The sequence below is a fragment of the Amycolatopsis sp. NPDC058278 genome (assembly GCF_042881395.1).
Classification (GTDB): domain Bacteria; phylum Actinomycetota; class Actinomycetes; order Mycobacteriales; family Pseudonocardiaceae; genus Amycolatopsis.
This window is the reverse complement of sequence record NZ_JBHVXZ010000021.1, coordinates 33,297-51,659: the sequence shown is the minus strand read 5'-3', so window position 1 is coordinate 51,659 and position 18,363 is coordinate 33,297. Positions and strand designations below refer to the sequence as shown.

Sequence of the window (18,363 nt, the reverse complement as noted above, 5' to 3'; positions counted from 1 at the left end):
CGAGGACCACCGGATGACCGTCGCCAGCGAACCGGCCCTGCGGGTCGGCGCCCGCGTCCTGCTCCTCAACCGCGACGACGAAGTCCTGCTCATCCACGCCCGCGACCCCGACGACCCAGGCCACCACTGGTGGGAACTCCCCGGCGGCGGCCAGGACCCCGGCGAGAAACTCGAGGACACCGCTCGACGCGAGATCGCCGAGGAGACCGGGCTCGTCCTGGACGAGATCGGCCGCAAGCTCTGGACCCGCGAAAGCCGCTTCACCTACCGCGGCCGCGAACACCACCGCCTCGACCACGTCTACCTCGCCCGCACCGACCACGACGCACCGCAGGTCGCCCTCCGCCACACCGCCAACGAACGCGCCGGCCTGATCGAGCGCCGCTGGTGGTCGGCCGCCGCGGTCTCGACGTGCCGCGACAAGCTCCTGCCCGCCGAGCTGCCGAATCTCCTGCAGGCTGTGCTCGACGATCGCTTCCCGCTCGCTCCCCTGGCGCTCATCGCCTGAACTCCGCGCCTCCGACGTGGGCGCACGGCGGACCTGCCCGGCGCATGGCGATCCGGGCCCGGAAGGACTGCGCCACCGGGCCGTCCGGCAGCGGAGCCGTCCACCGGTAGGACGCCGCCCGAGCCTCCGCGGACGCCACCAACGTGCGACCGAAACCGAGGCGCCGGCATCCCGCGGCGACGTGGACGTAGTCGAGGGTCGCCGTCCGGCACTTCCCGCACGGGCTCGCCCTCACCGAGCCGACCTCGGCGCCGTCCAGGTGGAGTGCGATTCGACCGGCCAGCGTTCCCGCGGCCGGCGAATGGGCGACCAGGACGAGCCCTCCGGTCGGCGCCGCGTCGGGCGGGTGCTGGACGGTGACGTCGAGGAGCGCCCACTCAGCGAGGCGCCGAGCATTCGGCTCGCACGCTTCCTGCCCGCGGCGCACCTCGCACAGCCAGCCGTGCAGCCGGTAGCGCTGGCTGAACGGCGCGAGCTTGGCGTAGAGATCCAGGGTGAGCCAGTGGCCACGTAGGCATGTCTTGATCTCCTTGACCGCTGGCCGGACCGGGACCAGCGCACCGAACTCCCCGCGCGCGCCCGAGCGGACGGCTTCGCCGATCATCGAGCACCTCGTACCGGTCCCGCCCCGATCGACGGGCGCATCATCCAGCGACCTCACGCAGTCCATGGCCGGCCGACTCCTCGCCAGCGGCGACGGCGCCGCCGGAGCCCGGAAGCCGCAGGGCGACGGTGCTCGGGCGAGTCGCGGCACCGCGGCCGCGGCGAGTCGCGACGACGTCACGGAACTCCAGGTGGCCGAAGCCGTCATCGGTGAGACCGCGCCACCGGCGGTTCGACACGCCCAGCTCAACGTCCGCGCCCGGCCCCGCACCGGCGGCCAGCAGCACCGCACCTCGGTTGCGAACCCGTCCGGCCAGCCGACGCGCTAGCGGCGCCTGCATGCCGCGAGCAATCGCCGGGCCGAGCACGACGAGGTCGAACCCGTCGATCAGCGCAGACAGCACGGCGGCGACCTCAGCCCCGGCGTCGGGAATGAGCGCGAGCCGCTCCAGCTCGACGCCGAGCTCGGCGGCGGCTACCACGCCCACCTCGGGCATGCCGGCGATCGCTGCCCACGATCCCTCCCGGGTTGCCTCGGCGAGCAACGCCAGTACCAGCGCGGTCGAGCCGGAGACCGACACGGTTGTGCCGCGTCGCAGACCGTCTGGTACCAGCTTGGCCAGCGCGGGCGTTACTGGCAGCGACCCGACGGACGGCGAGGGATCCGGGCTCGGCTCGCCGAGCTGTGCGGCGATGCGGACGCCGGGGATCGCCGCAAGCCCGGCCACCGCGTCCGGCACCGCCACCACCACGCACCTCCAGCACCACGAACACGCACCGGAGACGCCCACGAGGGGAAGCCGCGAGCGAACCCGAATTCATCGAACACTTGTTCGGATCCTGCGAGACGGCGCGGCCGCTGTCAAGCCGAGCCAGCCGACGTCACCCTGCGATGGAGACACCCGCGGCCCTGGTCCGAGCCGGCGCACACGCTCTGGTCACCGCAGGGAGTCGCCAGCCGAGAGTGCTCGATCGTTTTCTCCAGACCACGAAAGAATTGAGGACCGTTCCTGTCCGGTTCCGGTGGCAAGGTGGCGACGTCAGCCCGACGATCAACGGAGAACCCCGATGAGCCGACACGTCCAGGTCACGTTCGACGCTCACGACCCGCGAGCGCTTTCGGCGTTCTGGCGCGAGGTGCTGGACTACGTCCACCCGGCGCCGCCCGGGGTCGAGCTGCCCGAGGGCGCCGACCCGTTCGCCGCGTGGGACGAGTTCCTCGACCGGGCCGGTGTGCCGGAAGATAAGCGCAACAGCAGCTCCGCGATCGAAGACCCCGACGGTCAGGGCCCGCGCCTGTTCTTCCAGCAGGTCCCGGAAGGCAAGACCGCGAAAAATCGAGTCCACCTCGACGTCCGGGCCGCCCCCGGCCTGCAGGGCGCCGAGCGGATGGCGGCACTCGAAGCAGAGTGCCAACGACTGATCGCCATCGGCGCCACCCGGGTACGCCGCTTCGAGCCCGAACCGCCGCTCAGCGCCGGGTTCATCGTGATGACCGACCCCGAAGGCAACGAGTTCTGCCTGGATTGACAGCAAAGCGGGTGGCCGGACTACGGTCCCATGGCGCGGCTCACAGCAGCCAGGTGTAATCGGCCGCGGCGTTCCGGCGATTTATCACGTACCGGTGAAGCAGCCCGCCGAATGCATTCGTTGGCACGTCGCGGGAGGCCCACCGTGATGAACGGTCGTTCACGCCGGGTTCTGGTGCAGGTCGAACCCCGCACCGTCACCCTCGGCCACACCGCCGCGTCTCCTGGTGACCCGCAGCCGAGCCACCGCGTCGACGAGCTTTCCTATCCCGGGATCCTCGTGTCGCACCTTCAAGACGGCGTGGTGGACCACGAGGTATGGCTGCCGATGGGCGAGACGCCGACCCTCGCCGACGACGAAGCCCTGATCGCCGCGCTGCACACGGCGATGCGCTGGAACCGGGGCGAGCTCCCCGAACACCTCAGGACCACCTAGCTGCCCGGGGGTTCACCGCCCGACGCGGCGCTTCTCCTTGCCGCCGTCTTTGGGCTCGTCCTTGGGGCTTGACCTTTCCGGCGACCTTGCCGCTGTGGACGCCCGGACCACCGTCCGGGTCCCGGCCGGTCGTTCAAGAGCCTCAGAGGCCACAGCGAGCTCGCTCGCGTCGTCAAGTTGTCGCCCAGTCGCGCACCCCGCACGGCCAGGCCCATCGGTCACCCACGCCCGCCGCGTCGGAAGCAGGGCATTCCGGCGCGGCGCATGGCAATCCGCGCGCGGAATGACTGCGCCACCGGCCCCGTGGGCAGCAGGGCCGTCCACCCGTAGGTCGGGGCGCGAGCGACCGCTGCCGCGACGAGCGTGCGGCCGTAACCCACACCCACAACGCCAGCAAGAAGCTCCGCTGGTCAGCACATCTAAACAGGCTCTAGTCGCCTCGTTGTGCTTCTTCCGTGCGGCTGACATCTCGCGACTGTGCGTTGCGTGGATGACTTGCGAGAAACGTCGCAACCGCGACCAAAGTGTTCATCAACGTCGCCATCGCTGCCAGCGACGCCAGAACGACCATCGTCAGCGGCTCGCCGCCCATCGATGCCAGTAGGCACACCGTCGAACCTAGGGACAGTACAGCTACGCCACCAAAAGTGACCAACGCTCGAGGCAGTTTGCTGTGCGGTGACGGTTGGGTCGATCTAGGCATCGGAGGCTCCCCTCGTCCGCAGCGACGGATAGCGTCCACGATGCCATCGTTGTAAGATCACGTAAAGTACGGAATCTTACAACAATCCAACGGTCTTACGATTGTTACAATGCGGCCCATGGCTTGGAAGAGGTGATCATGTGACACCCGAGGAGTCGTTGGCGTTGACTCTGCGCGAGTTGCACCTTCTCGCAGGGAAGCCCAGTTCCCGCAAGATCGCCCAAGCGGTCGGCGGCGTCAGTCATACTACTGTCAGCGAGTTGCTCAGAGGGGCTCGCGTTCCGGCGTGGGATATTGTCGAGAAAGTCTGCCGTTTCCTTTCGGGGAACTTGGAAGAAGTGCGAAGCTTGTGGGTGGCGACACAGAGAATCTCAGCGAAACGAGATGAAGAAAACAGCAGTGACCTCTGGGATCCGGTTTATCTCGAACGCATGGTAGTGACCTCTTTTATCGGCAACCGGGGCGCTCGCGAACTTCGGACGATTGAGCGATGGGTTAGGGCGACACGAGATTCGGTAGATCATTATATTGTCAGAGCTTCGACAAGTGCCGGGCTAGCCAATGAGCACGGCGGCGGCGCAGTCAACGTGGAGCCATACCTCAACTGCTCAATCGGCAAAGTCAAGCAAGTAAAACTCCCCGAAGAAGGCGCTGCACTCCTGGTAGAAGTACTGTTGGCGTCGCCTCTGAACAACGGCGAGGTTGGGTTCTTCGCCACCAGAAATAACTATGATCACGCTCCTGGATTTACCGACTACTCCCAGGTGACAATTACATCCCAAGGGGCTCGCGAGCTAATTTTTCGCGTGCAGTTTGCAGCTGATAGTGTCCCAAAAAAATGTTGGGGATATATTGGCGGATCCGATGTAGACATGTTTGACGAGCCAAGACCAGGTTCGCGCCAGATACTACACATTTCTTCGGCCGGCTATGTCGAATTGGAGGCCCAGAACTTGCCGCCGGGTGCTCGAATGGGGATAATCTGGAACTGGGAATAACACATAACACTTCCGGACAGGAGTAAACGCTACGAACGACCTCACACAGCAACGCGGCCACCTCTGAACAACAAGTCGTGACGACGTCACCATCCGTAGCAATGCGCCCAGAGATCGTGACATACCACGAATTAACGTCGTTCTGCCCTTTAGTTGACGAAACCACGACAAGACCGGTAACCATCAGACTCGAACCCGCAGCAGTCACTCTCAGTCCAGTGCCAAGGTGAATGCACCGCCTTGGTCTAGCTGCTCCGCTCCACCAGGCGGGGCGCACGACAAGACCGTGACTAGCGTCGCCGCTCGTGCAGACTGAGGTTTCGACGTCACCCTAGCGACTTATCAAGGCCCCCGCTGCCAGGCCGGCAGAGCGCTGACCAAAGTCACCGGCACGGCGACGGTTCCCGGCAACGGAACCACCTACCGGGTCAAGGTCGACCTTCAGCGGATCAACGGAGTGCTGCCGCTGATGGGGCAGGTGACGATCGTCGAGGTCGCCACGGGCAAGACCGCCTACGCCATCGCTCCCTGGCCGCAGCAAGCCACGGCCATCCGTCAGCCCGACGGGTCGCTGGCGATCTCCATGGTCCTGCCGGGCCTTGCCACGACGCCCAGGCTGAAGCCCGTTCGAATCACTCTGGCACTGACGGATCGGTAACCGGTGGGCCGGCGCCTCCCCCGTGGGATCAAAGGGAGCGCCGGCCCACAATCTCCGGCCCTGGCCTGCCTAATCCGCAGGTCAGGGCCACACAGAGGTTTGCGTAGCCCTGACCAGACGAGTCGCCTGAACTCGGTGATCGCCGGAACGCAATCTCATAAGACGATGAGCGGATGTTCGGCGCCACTGTCGACCGGTTCTGTAATGACCACGGTGGCTGCTCAGGTCGATCGCGCCCTCTCGAGGTTCGAACAGATGGTCCTGGTTGTGGAGTGGTCGGTCCTAGCACCCGCTCGCTATCGGCGAGGGTCGCCTCGTACAGCGGGATCGCCTGCCCCATACCACCCACCACTCGGTAGGCGAAATCTGCAGCTCCGGTGAGCGCACGCTCAGGCCAATACGAGCGCGTGCACACAGCCGTCTTCGGTGAGACTCGATGCAGGCGGCGCGTCCGACCTCTGACTCTTGCTAATCCTGTATATTTGAGTCATGCTCAAGTATTTTGCACACCACGAATCAGGCCATGCGGTGGCGATGGTCAAGCTCGGTATACCAATCGAGCGGATGAGTCTCGAAAAATTCGAAGAGGGCGGCCACGGCGGAGTAAAGCCTGTCGCAGGAGGCTGTGCAGATTATTACAAACATGCGGTTGCCTATGCGGCAGGCCCGCTGGCCGGAGACCACTACATCGACACTGCAGAAGCTGCCAGCGTTGCAGAAGAAGACACCTTCGCAACAGATAGATTATACCATGAGACCGGATCAGGATCGGACTGGGATAGAGCGAAAAAGTGCGCCGAACATGCCGGCAAGACCTTACTTAACGCACGGCGTGCAGCAGCTGATCTCATCGTTGCCAACTGGTCCGCAATTCGAGCCGTGGCTGAAGAATTTGATAGGAGTGAGATATTGACTGGCGCCGAGGTAGAGGAAATTGTCAGCCGCTTCAATTAAAATAAATCCCGGGTGGCACCGTAGAAATATGCGCCTCCGGGCAGTCGACAGCAGACAGCCAGACGCACACTCATGTCGAAGTCCGGATGACGTCAGCGCCTTGTTCGTCACTTTCCGTGACACCAACGCCCCCGCGACCAACGCGCCGGGTCCCGCGCGGGGTCACCAACCACCCGACACCTCTTTCGTGTTCAGTGGACCGGACGCTGGTCCGAGCTACGCACCCCATGAGCAGCCCACCGTCGAGCCGGACCGGGATGGCTGGTCCGTCGAACTTCCGCTCGTCCACGCCGGCGACGCCGAGATCGGCGCCGCGTACGGGTGCTCCCCGGGCACGACGAGCAACCGCATGGAGCTGGCCGCGGCCGCGTCGAACCTCGCCGCGCACCTGGTCGGCGAGTACGATCGCACCGTACGGCGGACACCCTGCGATTGGCCATCGACCTGCGCCGACGGGATTTTGGGGATCACCAGCACCGAGGCGGCCGAGGCATACCGCGCTGCGTGCCGGGCGGCGCGCACGTGCAGTCCCGAAGTCACCCTGCGTGCGGCGAACGCCTGGGCCGAGTGGGCCTCGAGCCGGCACGACTGGGCCGGCCAGGCCGTCAGCCGATCCGCCGCGGCGATCGCGCTGCACCGCACGGGACGGGCGGCGGACGTGGTCGTCCGGCTCGAATGGGGGAGGGCGCGGTTGCTGTCCGAGGTCATCGCCGCCGAGCAGGTCGCGGTCGACGCCTTGCGCGCCGCGCGCCCCGACCTGGCCGATCGTTACCAGGCAGCGGTCGAGGGCGTCACCCGGCTCGAGAGTGCGCAGAACACCCGCACGGCTTGGCGTTTGCGGCGATGAGCGAACCGGATGCGGTCGTCGCGGCGCATGTGCAGCGTGCCCTCGCGCTTCGCGGTGCCTACGCCAAGACCGGCGACCGCGCGTCGATCTCGGGGGCTCTGGCCGAATGGCGGGAAGCGCTGAGGAAGAGCGAACCGGGCATCAACCTCCGCTATCTGGTCGCCATCCGCATCGAGGCCGGCACTGCGGCGTTGCGCCTTGCCCAGCACGACCGCTCGGCAGCCGAAGTGCCGCACCTGCTGGCCGAGGCAGTGGCCGGTCTCCGTCATGCAGTCGACCTCGCACCGGACGTGGCGTCGCATGCCCGGGCTGCGACGAATCTGGGAGCTGCCCTCCGCGAGCGTGGCGAACCGATTGATCTCGCCGACGCTTGCGACCTGCTGGTTCCGGTAGTGGCTACGGCGAGTCTGCCCCGTGACCTTCTCGCCATGGCCGCGACGAACCTCGGACATGCGGCGGTCGATCGGTACTGCATCGACGGCGAAATCCGGCGGCTCGACACTGTCGAAGCGGCCTACGGGAAGGCCGTCGAGTTGACTGAGGTCAAGGCCGAGAGCCTGGGACGGAGACGTGCTCACCTCGCTGTGGTCGGGATCGAACGCTTCCTTGCCGGCGCCGGCAAGGACCACCTGGCTGGGAGTATTGCGCTGCTCGAGGCTGCTCGGAAAGGGCCGGGAGGTCGGGAGCCTGTCGTGCTAACCAATCTGGCAGTCGCGCTGCGGGAACTGTTCGAGGTGACAGGGGACAAGCAGGTCCTCGACCGCGCGGCGGCGCTCTTGCTGGAGCGCCGCGCTGCGGAGCCGGACGACCTCGACGGCAACCTGCGGGCGGTCCTGGCGCGGAGAGCCGAAGTCTTCGGAGGCGATGCGAGCGACCTGAGGGCGTTCGCATCGGCAGCGCCGGTCCGCGCGACCATGCGGCGATCGGCCGCGCTGGTCAATCGCGCCGCCGAAGCGTTGGAGGTCTACGACGCCACCGGCCGCGTCGCGTGTTTGGAACAGGCCATCACGGACTACCGCGCTGCGGTCGAGGTCACGCCGACGCGCTCTCCGCGTTTTCCCGACCGGCTGGCGGATCTCGCGTCGGCCCTTCGAGAGCGGGCTCGCCGGCTCAACCGTCCCGATGACCTCCATGAGGCCGTCGACCTCCTGACCGCGGCGGCCGACGCGGAACCGCAGGAATCCCCGGACGCCGGGCGGCGCCGGGCGGCCCTCGCCCTCGTCGCCTTGGAGCAGGTGCGGTGGGCCGGGAAGGCGGAGTGGCTCGAGACAGCAGTGCAGGCCGCCCGCGCCGCGCTCGGCAGCACGGAACCAGAGGCGCCTGACCTGCCGAGCAGGCTCGGCCTGCTCGGTGCCTGTCTCCTCGAGAGCGGTCGCCGCCGGGCAGATCCGAGCCTGGTCGACGAAGCGGTCGCGATGCATCGCCGGGCGCTGGCTGCGCTCGGCGCGGACGACCCGGCCCGGTTCCGCTTCCGGCAAAACCTCGGCGATGCTCTCTGCGTGCGGAACCGGGACGACGACCACCCGGACGGCGTGAACTTGCTGAGGGGGGTCCTTTCGGAGGCCACAGATCCAGCAACGGCCGTGGCCGCCGCGCGCAACTGGTGCACCGCCGCGATCCGCCGATGCGAGTGGCCGTCTGTGGCCGAAGCAGCTGTCCGCGGACTCGGCGTCGTCGCGACCCTGGTCGACGATCAGCAGGCCCGGCCCCATCGCGAGGGCTGGCTGCGTGACGCGCAGGCGCTACCGGCGAGCGGCGCCTACGCCTTGAGCAAGCTGAACCGGCTGGCTGCGGCTGTGGCTGTGCTTGAAGGCGGCCGTGCTGTGCTTCTTTCACGTGCGCTCCGTGCTGCCGACGGCGATTGAGTGCTTCGCCTCGGCTCGACGGGTTTCGGCGCTGTCAACGACGGCCCGGCTGCCGGACTTCCGCTGTCACCCGGGACAATGCCTGTTCGAGGCGCGCGCCGAGTTCCGGATGGCCGGACTGGCGAAGGCGCTCGATCGTGAGGCGATGATCTATCGCCTGGTTCAGGCGCAGTGCCCGGCCCGAGTCCAGCATGACGACCGCTTCCCGGAGCCGGTCACACCGCACCAGTGCCAGGCTGCCCGCGCTCGCGGCCTCCTCGGCACGATTCAGCCAGCTGGCGCCGCGTGCGGGATCGGCCTGGACGCCGAACAGCTGCCACCGCGCGGCACCCGCGGCAAGCCAGCCATCCGCCGCGTCGCTCCATCGCCGCTGGCTGGATGACCATTCGGCCCAGTCGCTCGCCGCGTCGATCAAGAGAACAGGGTTGGCGCTCGCCGCAGTCACTGCGCGCCGGTGGGTGATAGCGGCACGCTGACGGTCGCCGGGCAAGCCGAACTGGTCGTACCGCGCGGCCAAGGCGCGGGCGTAGCCGTGCAGGACATGGGAACGCAGCGGCCGCCCGGCAGGCAGCCGGGCCAGCGCGGCCCGGAAGGCGGCGACCGCTTGGTCGGCGTGATCGCGGCGGCAAGTGCGACGTGCGCGCAGACTGCGCGAGGCAGCGAGGTTGGTGAGGAACTCCGCGCGTTCGGGCGAGTCCGCCGGCAACGCCGCCAGCGCTTGCTCGTCGAGCTGAACTGTCCGTTCCGCGTCCGCCGCACTCCCGTTCTGTTCGGCGCGTACCTGGACGGCCGCGGCCAGCGAGTGTAGCAGTCCCGCGCGGTCGGGCGCGCGGGCTGGTGCTGCGGCCAAGGCTTCCTCGTGATTCAGGATGGCATCGACGAGATCCTCGTCGTCGCCGCCGTAGATGTACCGCTGCTGCAGGGTGATACCGAGATTGCTCAGCACCACCGGCCGTACGGGGGCGTTCGGATGCAACTCGGCAAGCGCGTCTCGGTAGCGCTGCACGGCCTCGTCCAGGTCGGCCAGGCGGCCCGCAATCTCGAAACGGCCGTGCAGCACGAGCGCCAGACCGTGGAGAGGAGCAGAACTCGGCAGGGTGAGCTCGCCGTTGCCCGCAGCGACCTCGGCCCAGTGCAGTGCGGCCCGGCCGTCGGCCGGATCGCCGTAGCGCTCATGTCGTTCTTGGAGGAAGGCCGCCAGCCGGTCGGGGTTCGTGGCCTGGTCATCGCGGCGGCCGCGCAGCGCGGCGACGGCCGCGTCGAGGTCCCGCTTGCGGCCGGTGACCAGGTAGCGCCAGTGCAGGCCCGAGGCGAGGTAGCCGGACCGGGCCAGGTACTCCTCGGAGCCGGGAGGCGTGCCTGCCAGCGACCGGCGGGCATGGCTGATCGCGGCCGCAAGCTGCGCCGACCGGCCCTCGCGGGCGTAGCGCATGAGCTCGAGGTGCGCGCGGGCGCCGTGCCACCAGTCGCGCTGCCCCCGGCTCGTTGGGACCTCGGCCAGCTGATCGAGCTCGGCGATGGCGCGCTCCAGATCCGCCGGGTCCCCGAGCTCGGCGTACCGGGTGATGCGCACCTGCACCAAATTCATGACCAGGTAGGGACCTGCGGCGGACAGCAGCGAGGAAGGAGTGATCGCCGCGTGCAGGACGGCGACCGCCTCGTGCAGGTCGGAGATATCGCGGTGGAACTTCCACCGCGTGTTGAGCTTGTCGGCCAGATTGCCGGCATACGCCGCGCCGTGCGGCGAGCAGGCACCTTTCTCCGCGGCCTCACGCGCGGCCATGAGCGCCTCCTCGAGCTCTTCGGAGTCCGCGAGGCCGCGGTTCACGCAGCCGATCAGGCCGTGCGCAAGCCGGTCGAGAAACGCCGGTCGGTAGGGCGAACCGGCCGGAAGGTGCTGTAAAGCTCGCCTCCAGCAGTCGACTGCCTTCAGCAAGGCATGGTGGTTCTCGATGTCCTCCGCGTGCAGCATCTCCCAGGCAGTGCCCAGGTTCGCCAGGTGACAGGCAAGAGCAGAGCCGGTGCCCGGTTCGAGCTTCACGGCCGACTCAGCCAGGTAAATGGCTTCCTGTAGGTCTGCGGGGAGCTCTTCGTCCTCGAAACGGTCCTGCAGGACCGTGCCGAGCTCCGTGAGCAGGAGTGGGAGCGCGGGCGCGCCGGCGCCCAGTTCTTTGACGGCCCTGCGATAGCGGCGCTCGGCCCTGCGCAGTGCTTGTCGTCGCCTGGTCTGCCCGTACTCCTCATGGTCGCAGGCGGCCAGCCGGGCCATGCGCAACGCGCGCACGACCGGTGGGACGGATCGCTTCGATGCCCGACCCAGGAGTTCGGCCGCCGCTTCGAGATCGGCCACCGTCGCGCGCAGCCGGAACCGTTCGAGCAAGGCCGTGCCCAGCTCGATCGCCCGCCAACCCGGACCGAGCCACACGGGGAGCGGCGAACTCCCATCGCCGTCCGCATTCATCGTCAACCAGAGATCGATCGCCCGGTCCAGGTCGCCGAGGTCGCCGTCACGGGCACACCGCCGGACCAGCGCGGCCGCCAGGACCTGCCGGTAGGCGGTGTGGCGATCCGCGAGGGGACCGACATCCGCGATGCACCTGTCCGTGGCTGCGCCGTCGCCTTGGCCGTCGAGGCCGTCCGACCGCACCAGCGTGAGCCACCAGCGGGTGGCATCGGCGACCGCGCCGCTATACCCGTTGAGCAGGGCGTCGGCCTCGACCAGCGCCGCGGGCCGTCCGCTGTGCAGGTAGTCCAGCTCGGCTTGGCGCAGCGCGCGGCACGTCCGGGCCGGAAGTCCTGGCTCCGGCGCGAGATGGGCATCGTCGACCGGCATGCGGCCAGCATGCCAGCTGCTCATACCTCGTCCGTCGCCGCCGCCGACGACCGAACTGGCTCCCGCGGTGCTGCTGCCTCCGCATGCGAAGTCAGCTGACCCGCTGCTCGCCACGTGCGGAGGATGCGGCGGCCGCAGTTGTGCGTGCCTGCGACGCGGTCAAGGTCCGCGCCGGTAGGTGTGCGGTCTTGCCGGTACTCGGTTTCGTAGAAGGCCCACATCCGCTGCTCGGCGGTCTGTTCCACAGGTTGATCCACCCCGTGGGTGACTCATTGTGGGCAGGTTCTTCGGCGCCCGCGGTGATGGGAAAAGACGTCGCGCGATGGCGTTTGGGGGTCCGGTTGAGCAGCTCGACCGCCAGAAGTAGGGCCAAGGGTGGGCAGCAGCGACCATGATACCGAAGGCGTTCAGCGCGGCGGCCGAGGCGATGTTGGCGCAGAGCGAGAGCGAAACCCCGAACACGAAGGCGAGCCAGGCCTGCCATTCGCTTCCTTCTCGCCGGTTTCCAGAGCTCGACGGTGGCGATGGTGAGGATGCCGTCGCCGATGAGGGGGCCAGATCCAGGCTGTCGTCTCGTCGGCGCCGAAGCGGAGGGCGAACTGCGCTTCGGGGGTCGGTGCCGGCGACCGCTTTGCGAAGCACCTCGACGGCCTCGTCGAGGTCCGCGACTCGGTCTGTGGCGTCGTAGCGCGACAGCAGCAGCTCCGCGAGCCAGCTCAGCATGCGCGGCCGGTGGGGGGCGCCGGGCGATGTCTTCCTCACCGCGAGCCTCACCAGCGCAAGCGCTCGCGTGAGGACGTCGGCTTCGCCGCTCCTGCGGTAACGGTCGGCTCGCAAGGCGGGCGGAAAGGTGCCGTGGTCACGGTTTATGGTGAAACCGTGACCGATCCCACGGTGGACGAGATTCGGCGGGCGCGTGACGAGCTTGACCAGGTCATCGAGGAGATCCAGCGCGTCCCCGGGTTCGAGACCTTCCTCGCGACGCCGACGATGGACGATGTCGCCGCGGCGGCGGATCAGGACCCGCTCGTGTACCTCACCGCCGCCGAGCCGGGCGGCCTCGCACTGATCGTGTCCGGGGGCGATGTCACACACGTTCCGCTCGACGGGCTGACGACGGCGGCGCTCTCGGATGTCACTTCGGAGTTCCTCTCGGCGCATGCTGTCTATCGTCCGGGCCCGGAGGCCGAGGGGTCGGCCTGGGAGGACTGCTTGGCGAAGACCTCGGCGTGGCTCTACGACGAGGTGATGGGACCGGTGGTGACCGCGCTCGATGGCCGTTCGAGCGCCGTGCTCGTGGCGGGCGGTCTGCTCGGCCTACTCCCGATCCACGCGGCGCGAACGGCCGACGGCACCCGGCCGACCGGTTATCGCTACGTTCTCGACGACGTCGAGGTCAGCTACATCCCCAACGCCCGGGCGCTCACCGCCGCCCGCTCGAACGTCGAGCGAACGCCGATCCGGGACGACCGCTTGGTCACAGTCATCGACCCACCACGGGACAGGCCCGGCCGGCCCCTCACGCGTTCGCAGGTCGAGGTCGAGGCGGCCGTCGCGGGTTTCCCCGGCTCCGCGCCGCCCATCACGGGCAGCGCCGCGACGGCGGACGCCGTCCGGACGGCACTGGAGCAGGCCGATGTGGCGCACTTCGCCTGCCACGGGATCGCGGAGCTCGGCAGCCCGCTCGACAGCCGCATTCTCCTGGCCGGGACCGACGACCTGCGGTTGCGTGACCTCCTGACCATGCGGTTGCGGCTCCGGCTAGCGGTGCTGTCCGCATGCGAGACGCTGCCACCCGGCACCGACCTGCCCGACGAAGTCGTCTCGCTGCCCACAGGGCTGCTGCAGGCTGGCGTCGGCGGCGTGGTGGCCTCGATGTGGGAGGTGCCCGACCGGCCGACCGCGATGCTCATGGTCGAGTTCCATCGGCTCTGGCGGCACGAGGGGTGTGCTCCGGTCACCGCGTTGCGCCGGGCGCAGCAGTGGCTTCGCGATACGACGAACGGGGAGAAGGTCGAGGCTTACCGGCAGGCGCTCGACGCGGGCGCCGGCTGGCTGCCGCCGCGCGCGGCGGACGATCTGATGCTGGTCCTGCAATTCCTGCCGCCGGATCGACGCGAGCAAGACACGCTCGGGTCCTGGGGCGCCTTCGCGTATGTGGGAGCGTGAGGTGATCCGGGTGGAGGCGCTGCCCGCGCAGGACGGCGACTGCCTCTGGCTCGAATGGAACGACCGCGACGGCATTACCCGCCGGATGCTCGTGGACGGCGGCCGCGGCCGGCCGAACCGCCTGCCGAAGGCGCTCGCGGAACGGGTGGACCGGCAGCCCGAGGATCGGCGCGCCTTTGACGTCGTGGTGTGCACCCATATCGACGCCGACCACATCGGCGGGCTGCTGGCCCTCGTCGACGATCCGCCGCCCGGCTTTCACGCCGCCGATTTCTGGTTCAACGGGCGCGACCACGTTGACGTCCTCGGCCCAGTGCAGGGAGACCATCTTTCGGCCGGGTTGCGGAACACGTCGGTGCCCTGGAACGGCGCGTTCGGCGGCAGTGCCGTCGTCGTTCCGCGCGGTGGCGACCTGCCCGTGGTCGAACTGCCGGGCCTGCGGATCACACTCCTGTCCCCCGCCCGCGCGCAGTTGGCGAAGCTCGGGACCAGGTGGCCGCGGATCCTGGCCGAGGTGGACGCCGATCTGTCGGTCGAGCGGCCGCCGCCAGACACTCTCCGTGGCGAGCGGGATGACCGGTCGATCGGCCTGCACCGGCTGGTCCGCCGGGTGTTTGAGCCCGATCGGTCGGTCGCCAACGCTTCGAGCATCGCGTTCGTGGCCGAGGACGATGACGGCGGCCGCGTCCTGCTCGCCGGCGACGCCGACGCCGCGACGCTCGCCGCCGCGCTGCGCAGGCTGGCGGGCGACGGCGGCGGCCGGTACCCGGTCGACCTGTGCAAGGTGCCGCATCACGGGAGTCGGCACAACATGAGTTCCGAGCTGCTCGACCTCCTCGACTGCCGGCACTGGCTGATCTCCACAAGCGGCGCCCGCTTCGGTCATCCGGGTCGTGAGGCGATGGCCCGGATCGTGTGCCGGCCGGAGCCCGCGACCGTGTGGTTCAACTACCACTCGCCGACCACGGAGGAGTACGCCGACCCGGAGCTCGGCGGTCGCTACGGCTTCACCGCAGTCCATCCGCCTGTCGAACGCCCGGGGATCGCGTTGGCCGTCGGCCGCGGCCGCGTGGAGCCTGTCGGTTGAATGGGGAGGAGGAACGCCCGCTGAACGGGGAGGAACGCCGATGAGCGAACAGGACGCGGTCGCTGAGCTGGCTCGTTTGTGGGACCTGCTGCCGATGCTGGTCGGGGGGCCGTGGGACGAACTCGAACCGCTGCTGACCGACGCGCTGGAGGCACTGCGAAAGGCGGGCACGGACGGCGACAGCCACCGGCTCGCCGGGGAGATCATGCGGCTGTGCCTGCCGTACCCCTCCCTGAGGGCCGCGCTGGCCACCGCGTATGCGCGCCATGACTACCGCACCGACACCGAGACTCCCGTTGTCCCGTGGAAACAGACGGCGCACGAGGTTGCCACCAGCCTCGCACGGTCCGCCCGGCCCGGCGGTGAACGGTGGCTCACGGCCGAGGTGCAGAACCACCCGCCCGCGACGCCGTGGCGCGTCGGCGTCGCGCAGGTGCTGACGATCGCCGTCGCCGCGGGAGACGACCGTCCGCCGGACGCGCCGGACATCCCGGACCACGCGTTGTCCGGAACGGGTGAGGACGGCGCTGTCCTCACCGTCGAACTCCGCGGCGACGCCGACATCGAGACGCTCCAGGCGGATCTCGTCCTGCCTCCGGCGGGGCCCTCACCGGACCGCGCCCGGTTTCGGGTGACGCCGCATCCGGGCGTGACGCGCCTGATCCTCACGGCCGTGGTGACCAGGAAGGACACCCGCGCGTTCATCCAGGTGATCACACTGGACGTCACGATCGTTCCGGATGACCTGTCGCCTCCGGTGTCTGTTCGCGGTCTCCGCGAGCGGGCTATCGGGTGGCCGCTGGACGAGGCGTTCGGCACCGACGGCGCCGATGCCACGCTCGTGGTGACCGACAGAGAGCTCCTGCTCGTGCCCCACGGTCTCAGCGCGTGGCTGCCAGCCTCCCGGGACGATCTTTTGAAGTTCGGCGAGGTACCGCGGCGTGCCCTCCGGGCGATCGTGCGCGGCCTGCTCGAAGAGGATGACGGCGATCCGGTGCACCAACGCGACATCGGGATCCCGCAGGCCGAGTACGAGCGGGCGATGACCACGCTCGTCGACGCCGGAACCCTGATGTTCAACAGCCTCTTCGGGGCGGCTCCGGACCTCGCGGCCATCGGGAAGGCACTCGCCATGCTCCCTGCCGACCATGGGCCGCTCAGGGTGGAGATCACGGCGCGGGATCCCGTCATCCCGTGGCACCTGCTCGGGTTCCCGCGCGCCGAAGGCACCGTCGCCGACCCGTCACAGATCTTCGGGCTGAGGCACCGGATCGCCTACGTTCCGCGCCGTTCGGGTACCCGCCGCCCACCGCCATCGGAGAATCTCCGGCTGGCGGACGGCCCGTTGCGTGTCGTCCTCGCCCTCAACCGGGACATCGACACCTGGCGGGGCGTCCGCCGTGACCTGACCGAGCTCCAGCTCACGAATTGGCTCAGCCGTGAGAGGGCAGCCGACGGTGCTCTCACCGTGGCCGTGCCCGCCGAGGGCGATGTCGTGAACGTGCTGCTGGGCGGCCTGCCGCCTGCCGAACTCGTCTACTTCTTCTGTCACGCCGAACTGGATGAAGACCCCCTGGGGATTCATCCGGTGACCGCCGCGCTGGGCCTCACCAGCCCGCACAAGGTGTCCCTCCGGGATCTCCTGACGAGATGGACTCCCGATCAGGAACTCGACCTCGCGCCGCTGATCGTGCTGAACGCCTGCGCCACCGCCGTTCCGCCGGACCAGGTCTACGCCGCGTTCACACCGTGGCTCATGGCGAAGGGCGCACGCGGCGTCATCGGTACCGAGGTGGAGATCCCCGCCGTCTTCGCCGCGGCCTGGGCGACGGAGTTCTTCCAGGACCTGCTCGACGGCGTCCCTGTGGCGGACGCCGCGTTCCGCGTGACCCGGCACTTCGTCGACCGGCATCACAACCTGCTGGGCCTTGCCTACGCCCTGCACTGCAACGGCCGCAGCCGGATCGCCCCAGCAGTACCCGGCCCCCACCCGAATCGGCACGGACAGGAGACTAGGGCGAGCCGAGCCGGGGGCAATAGTGATCGATGAGGACTCGCGTTAGCTGTTTGCCGCGCGTCGCGATCAGGTGCAGGTTCCGCGGTGTCATGCGGGCGAAGTTCGTCGGATAGGACACGACCGCTTCCTGTGGGACCAGATCCGGGACCAGACGCGGTAGACGGTCATCCCGGGTCGCGAGGTACGGGTTGACGAAGCCCTGGATGGTGCCCGCTTCAGCGGCCTGGTGAAGCCGTGCCCTGGTCCCGTCCTGGGCCTTGCTGTAGGCGATCTCGAAGCTTCGCTTGAGCCGGCCTGCCATGAAGGTCGGCGCGGTGCGGATCGTCCGGCCCTGCCCCGCGTCCACGGCGATGATGTAGTCAACGTCGTAGACATGGCTGGTGTGGGCGGCCGACCGCCCCGGAAGCAGCGGGGTGAGGCCGAGGTTGTCGTAGACCCCGCCGTCGATCATCAGCAGTGCCCGGCGTTCCGTCGTGCCGTCACGTCTGGAAAAGGTGTAGGTGCGCTTCAGATGCGGGAGCAGGGCGGGGAACGCCGCCGACGCGGCGACCGCGTCGGCGACGGGGATGGGGTCCGCTATGTCTCCGACCGGGGACAGCGAGCTCACCCGGCTGCCGAACCTGACCGCGTTGCCGGTGGCCAGGTCAGTGGCCGAGATGACGGTCGCGAGGCCGGGATGTGTGACGTCGCCGAGCTTGCGTCGCCCGAACGGTCGGGCGGCAAGGGCCTGGACCAGGGCCTCGGTGCGTGTGCTGGTCCGCCGCCCGCCGAACGGCCTCCCGGCGACCGCCGTGGTGAGGCTGGCGACGCCGGCCAGAACGGCCCGCGGCGCGAACGCACGCCGGAGGAGCTCCCCTTGCAGACCGGCGGTCAGCAGATCGGTGACGTTCGTTTCGAAGCCATCGAAGCTCTCTGGGCCGTATGCCCACATGGCGACGAGAAGGCTGCCGCCACTGATGCCGGACACGACGGTGATGTCGCGCAGGACGTCCCGTTCATGCAGAGCCCGGAGGACGCCGAGCCCGAACGCGGTCGCACGTAATCCACCGCCAGAGAACGTGAGGCCGACGCGCGGGCGTGAGCTCCTCATAATCGGCACCTCGGGCGTGTCATCATCCGTCAAAGCAGACTGTAACTGAGCGAACCGACACATCTG

General features: G+C 68.7%; 15 protein-coding genes. 11 read left to right on the top strand and 4 right to left on the bottom strand.

Annotated features, from left to right (window positions below):
* Positions 1 to 13 precede the first annotated feature (13 nt).
* Positions 14 to 508 carry an NUDIX hydrolase gene (locus ACFVYA_RS13645; protein ID WP_387044914.1) on the top strand — a complete coding sequence of 165 codons (495 nt, stop codon included), beginning with the start codon at positions 14 to 16 and terminating at the stop codon, positions 506 to 508.
* On the opposite strand, the gene ACFVYA_RS13640 is transcribed toward ACFVYA_RS13645, so the two are convergent.
* Both ACFVYA_RS13640 and ACFVYA_RS13635 read right to left on the bottom strand, forming a co-directional pair.
* On the bottom strand, positions 498 to 1,112 hold the full coding sequence (locus tag ACFVYA_RS13640) for a GNAT family N-acetyltransferase (protein WP_387044912.1): 615 nt from the start codon (positions 1,110 to 1,112) through the stop codon (positions 498 to 500). The two genes, ACFVYA_RS13645 and ACFVYA_RS13640, sit on opposite strands and share 11 nt — an antisense overlap.
* Positions 1,113 to 1,152: 40 nt before the next feature.
* On the bottom strand, positions 1,153 to 1,857 hold the full coding sequence (locus ACFVYA_RS13635) for a hypothetical protein (protein WP_387044911.1): 705 nt from the start codon (positions 1,855 to 1,857) through the stop codon (positions 1,153 to 1,155).
* A 322-nt stretch (positions 1,858 to 2,179) separates the two neighbouring features.
* On the opposite strand from ACFVYA_RS13635, the gene ACFVYA_RS13630 reads away from it, so the two are divergent.
* The 7 genes from ACFVYA_RS13630 (at position 2,180) to ACFVYA_RS13600 (ending at position 9,101) form a co-directional block, all read left to right on the top strand.
* Positions 2,180 to 2,641: a VOC family protein gene (locus ACFVYA_RS13630; RefSeq protein WP_387044910.1), complete on the top strand. Its 462-nt coding sequence runs from the start codon at positions 2,180 to 2,182 to the stop codon at positions 2,639 to 2,641.
* Between the two features lie 147 nt (positions 2,642 to 2,788).
* Positions 2,789 to 3,076, top strand: coding sequence for a hypothetical protein (locus ACFVYA_RS13625; protein WP_387044909.1), 288 nt, complete (start codon positions 2,789 to 2,791; stop codon positions 3,074 to 3,076).
* An 843-nt stretch (positions 3,077 to 3,919) separates the two neighbouring features.
* A complete protein-coding gene (locus ACFVYA_RS13620) occupies positions 3,920 to 4,777 on the top strand; it encodes a helix-turn-helix domain-containing protein (protein ID WP_387044908.1) in 858 nt (285 codons plus the stop codon).
* A 457-nt stretch (positions 4,778 to 5,234) separates the two neighbouring features.
* Positions 5,235 to 5,435 (top strand): hypothetical protein, encoded by a 201-nt coding sequence (locus ACFVYA_RS13615; RefSeq protein ID WP_387044907.1) that lies wholly within the window; start codon positions 5,235 to 5,237, stop codon positions 5,433 to 5,435.
* 489 nt (positions 5,436 to 5,924) lie between these two features.
* Positions 5,925 to 6,389: a hypothetical protein gene (locus tag ACFVYA_RS13610; RefSeq protein WP_387044905.1), complete on the top strand. Its 465-nt coding sequence runs from the start codon at positions 5,925 to 5,927 to the stop codon at positions 6,387 to 6,389.
* 187 nt (positions 6,390 to 6,576) lie between these two features.
* Positions 6,577 to 7,236: a hypothetical protein gene (locus ACFVYA_RS13605; RefSeq protein WP_387044904.1), complete on the top strand. Its 660-nt coding sequence runs from the start codon at positions 6,577 to 6,579 to the stop codon at positions 7,234 to 7,236.
* Positions 7,233 to 9,101, top strand: a complete 1,869-nt coding sequence (locus tag ACFVYA_RS13600; protein ID WP_387044903.1) for a hypothetical protein — start codon at positions 7,233 to 7,235, stop codon at positions 9,099 to 9,101. Before ACFVYA_RS13605 ends, ACFVYA_RS13600 begins: the two co-directional genes overlap by 4 nt.
* Before the next feature lie 34 nt (positions 9,102 to 9,135).
* Here the strand turns inward: ACFVYA_RS13600 and ACFVYA_RS13595 are convergent, their stop codons facing one another.
* Positions 9,136 to 11,934 (bottom strand): hypothetical protein, encoded by a 2,799-nt coding sequence (locus tag ACFVYA_RS13595; protein WP_387044902.1) that lies wholly within the window; start codon positions 11,932 to 11,934, stop codon positions 9,136 to 9,138.
* A gap of 879 nt (positions 11,935 to 12,813) precedes the next feature.
* Between ACFVYA_RS13595 and ACFVYA_RS13590 the strand changes: the two genes are divergently transcribed.
* Genes ACFVYA_RS13590 through ACFVYA_RS13580 form a run of 3 tightly spaced genes read left to right on the top strand, consistent with a single transcriptional unit; the run spans position 12,814 to position 17,240 of the window.
* Entirely contained in the window at positions 12,814 to 14,103 is a 1,290-nt protein-coding gene (locus ACFVYA_RS13590; protein WP_387044901.1) for a CHAT domain-containing protein, read from the top strand.
* 1 nt (position 14,104) lies between these two features.
* A complete protein-coding gene (locus ACFVYA_RS13585; protein WP_387044899.1) occupies positions 14,105 to 15,190 on the top strand; it encodes an MBL fold metallo-hydrolase in 1,086 nt (361 codons plus the stop codon).
* A 40-nt stretch (positions 15,191 to 15,230) separates the two neighbouring features.
* Positions 15,231 to 17,240, top strand: a complete 2,010-nt coding sequence (locus ACFVYA_RS13580) for a CHAT domain-containing protein (RefSeq protein WP_387044898.1) — start codon at positions 15,231 to 15,233, stop codon at positions 17,238 to 17,240.
* Here ACFVYA_RS13580 and ACFVYA_RS13575 read toward each other — a convergent pair.
* The gene (locus ACFVYA_RS13575) at positions 17,203 to 18,297 is read right to left on the bottom strand and encodes a patatin-like phospholipase family protein (protein ID WP_387044897.1); all 1,095 of its coding nucleotides are present in this window, start codon (positions 18,295 to 18,297) and stop codon (positions 17,203 to 17,205) included. The two genes, ACFVYA_RS13580 and ACFVYA_RS13575, sit on opposite strands and share 38 nt — an antisense overlap.
* Positions 18,298 to 18,363 lie beyond the last annotated feature (66 nt).

Coding starts and splice junctions, on each gene's coding strand:
- ACFVYA_RS13630 (WP_387044910.1), top strand. CDS start 2,180: ATGAGCCGACACGTCCAGGTCACGTTCGACGCTCACGACCCGCGAGCG.
- ACFVYA_RS13625 (WP_387044909.1), top strand. CDS start 2,789: ATGAACGGTCGTTCACGCCGGGTTCTGGTGCAGGTCGAACCCCGCACC.
- ACFVYA_RS13645 (WP_387044914.1), top strand. CDS start 14: ATGACCGTCGCCAGCGAACCGGCCCTGCGGGTCGGCGCCCGCGTCCTG.
- ACFVYA_RS13610 (WP_387044905.1), top strand. CDS start 5,925: ATGCTCAAGTATTTTGCACACCACGAATCAGGCCATGCGGTGGCGATG.
- ACFVYA_RS13600 (WP_387044903.1), top strand. CDS start 7,233: ATGAGCGAACCGGATGCGGTCGTCGCGGCGCATGTGCAGCGTGCCCTC.
- ACFVYA_RS13580 (WP_387044898.1), top strand. CDS start 15,231: ATGAGCGAACAGGACGCGGTCGCTGAGCTGGCTCGTTTGTGGGACCTG.
- ACFVYA_RS13640 (WP_387044912.1), bottom strand. CDS start 1,112: ATGATCGGCGAAGCCGTCCGCTCGGGCGCGCGCGGGGAGTTCGGTGCG.
- ACFVYA_RS13595 (WP_387044902.1), bottom strand. CDS start 11,934: ATGCCGGTCGACGATGCCCATCTCGCGCCGGAGCCAGGACTTCCGGCC.
- ACFVYA_RS13575 (WP_387044897.1), bottom strand. CDS start 18,297: ATGAGGAGCTCACGCCCGCGCGTCGGCCTCACGTTCTCTGGCGGTGGA.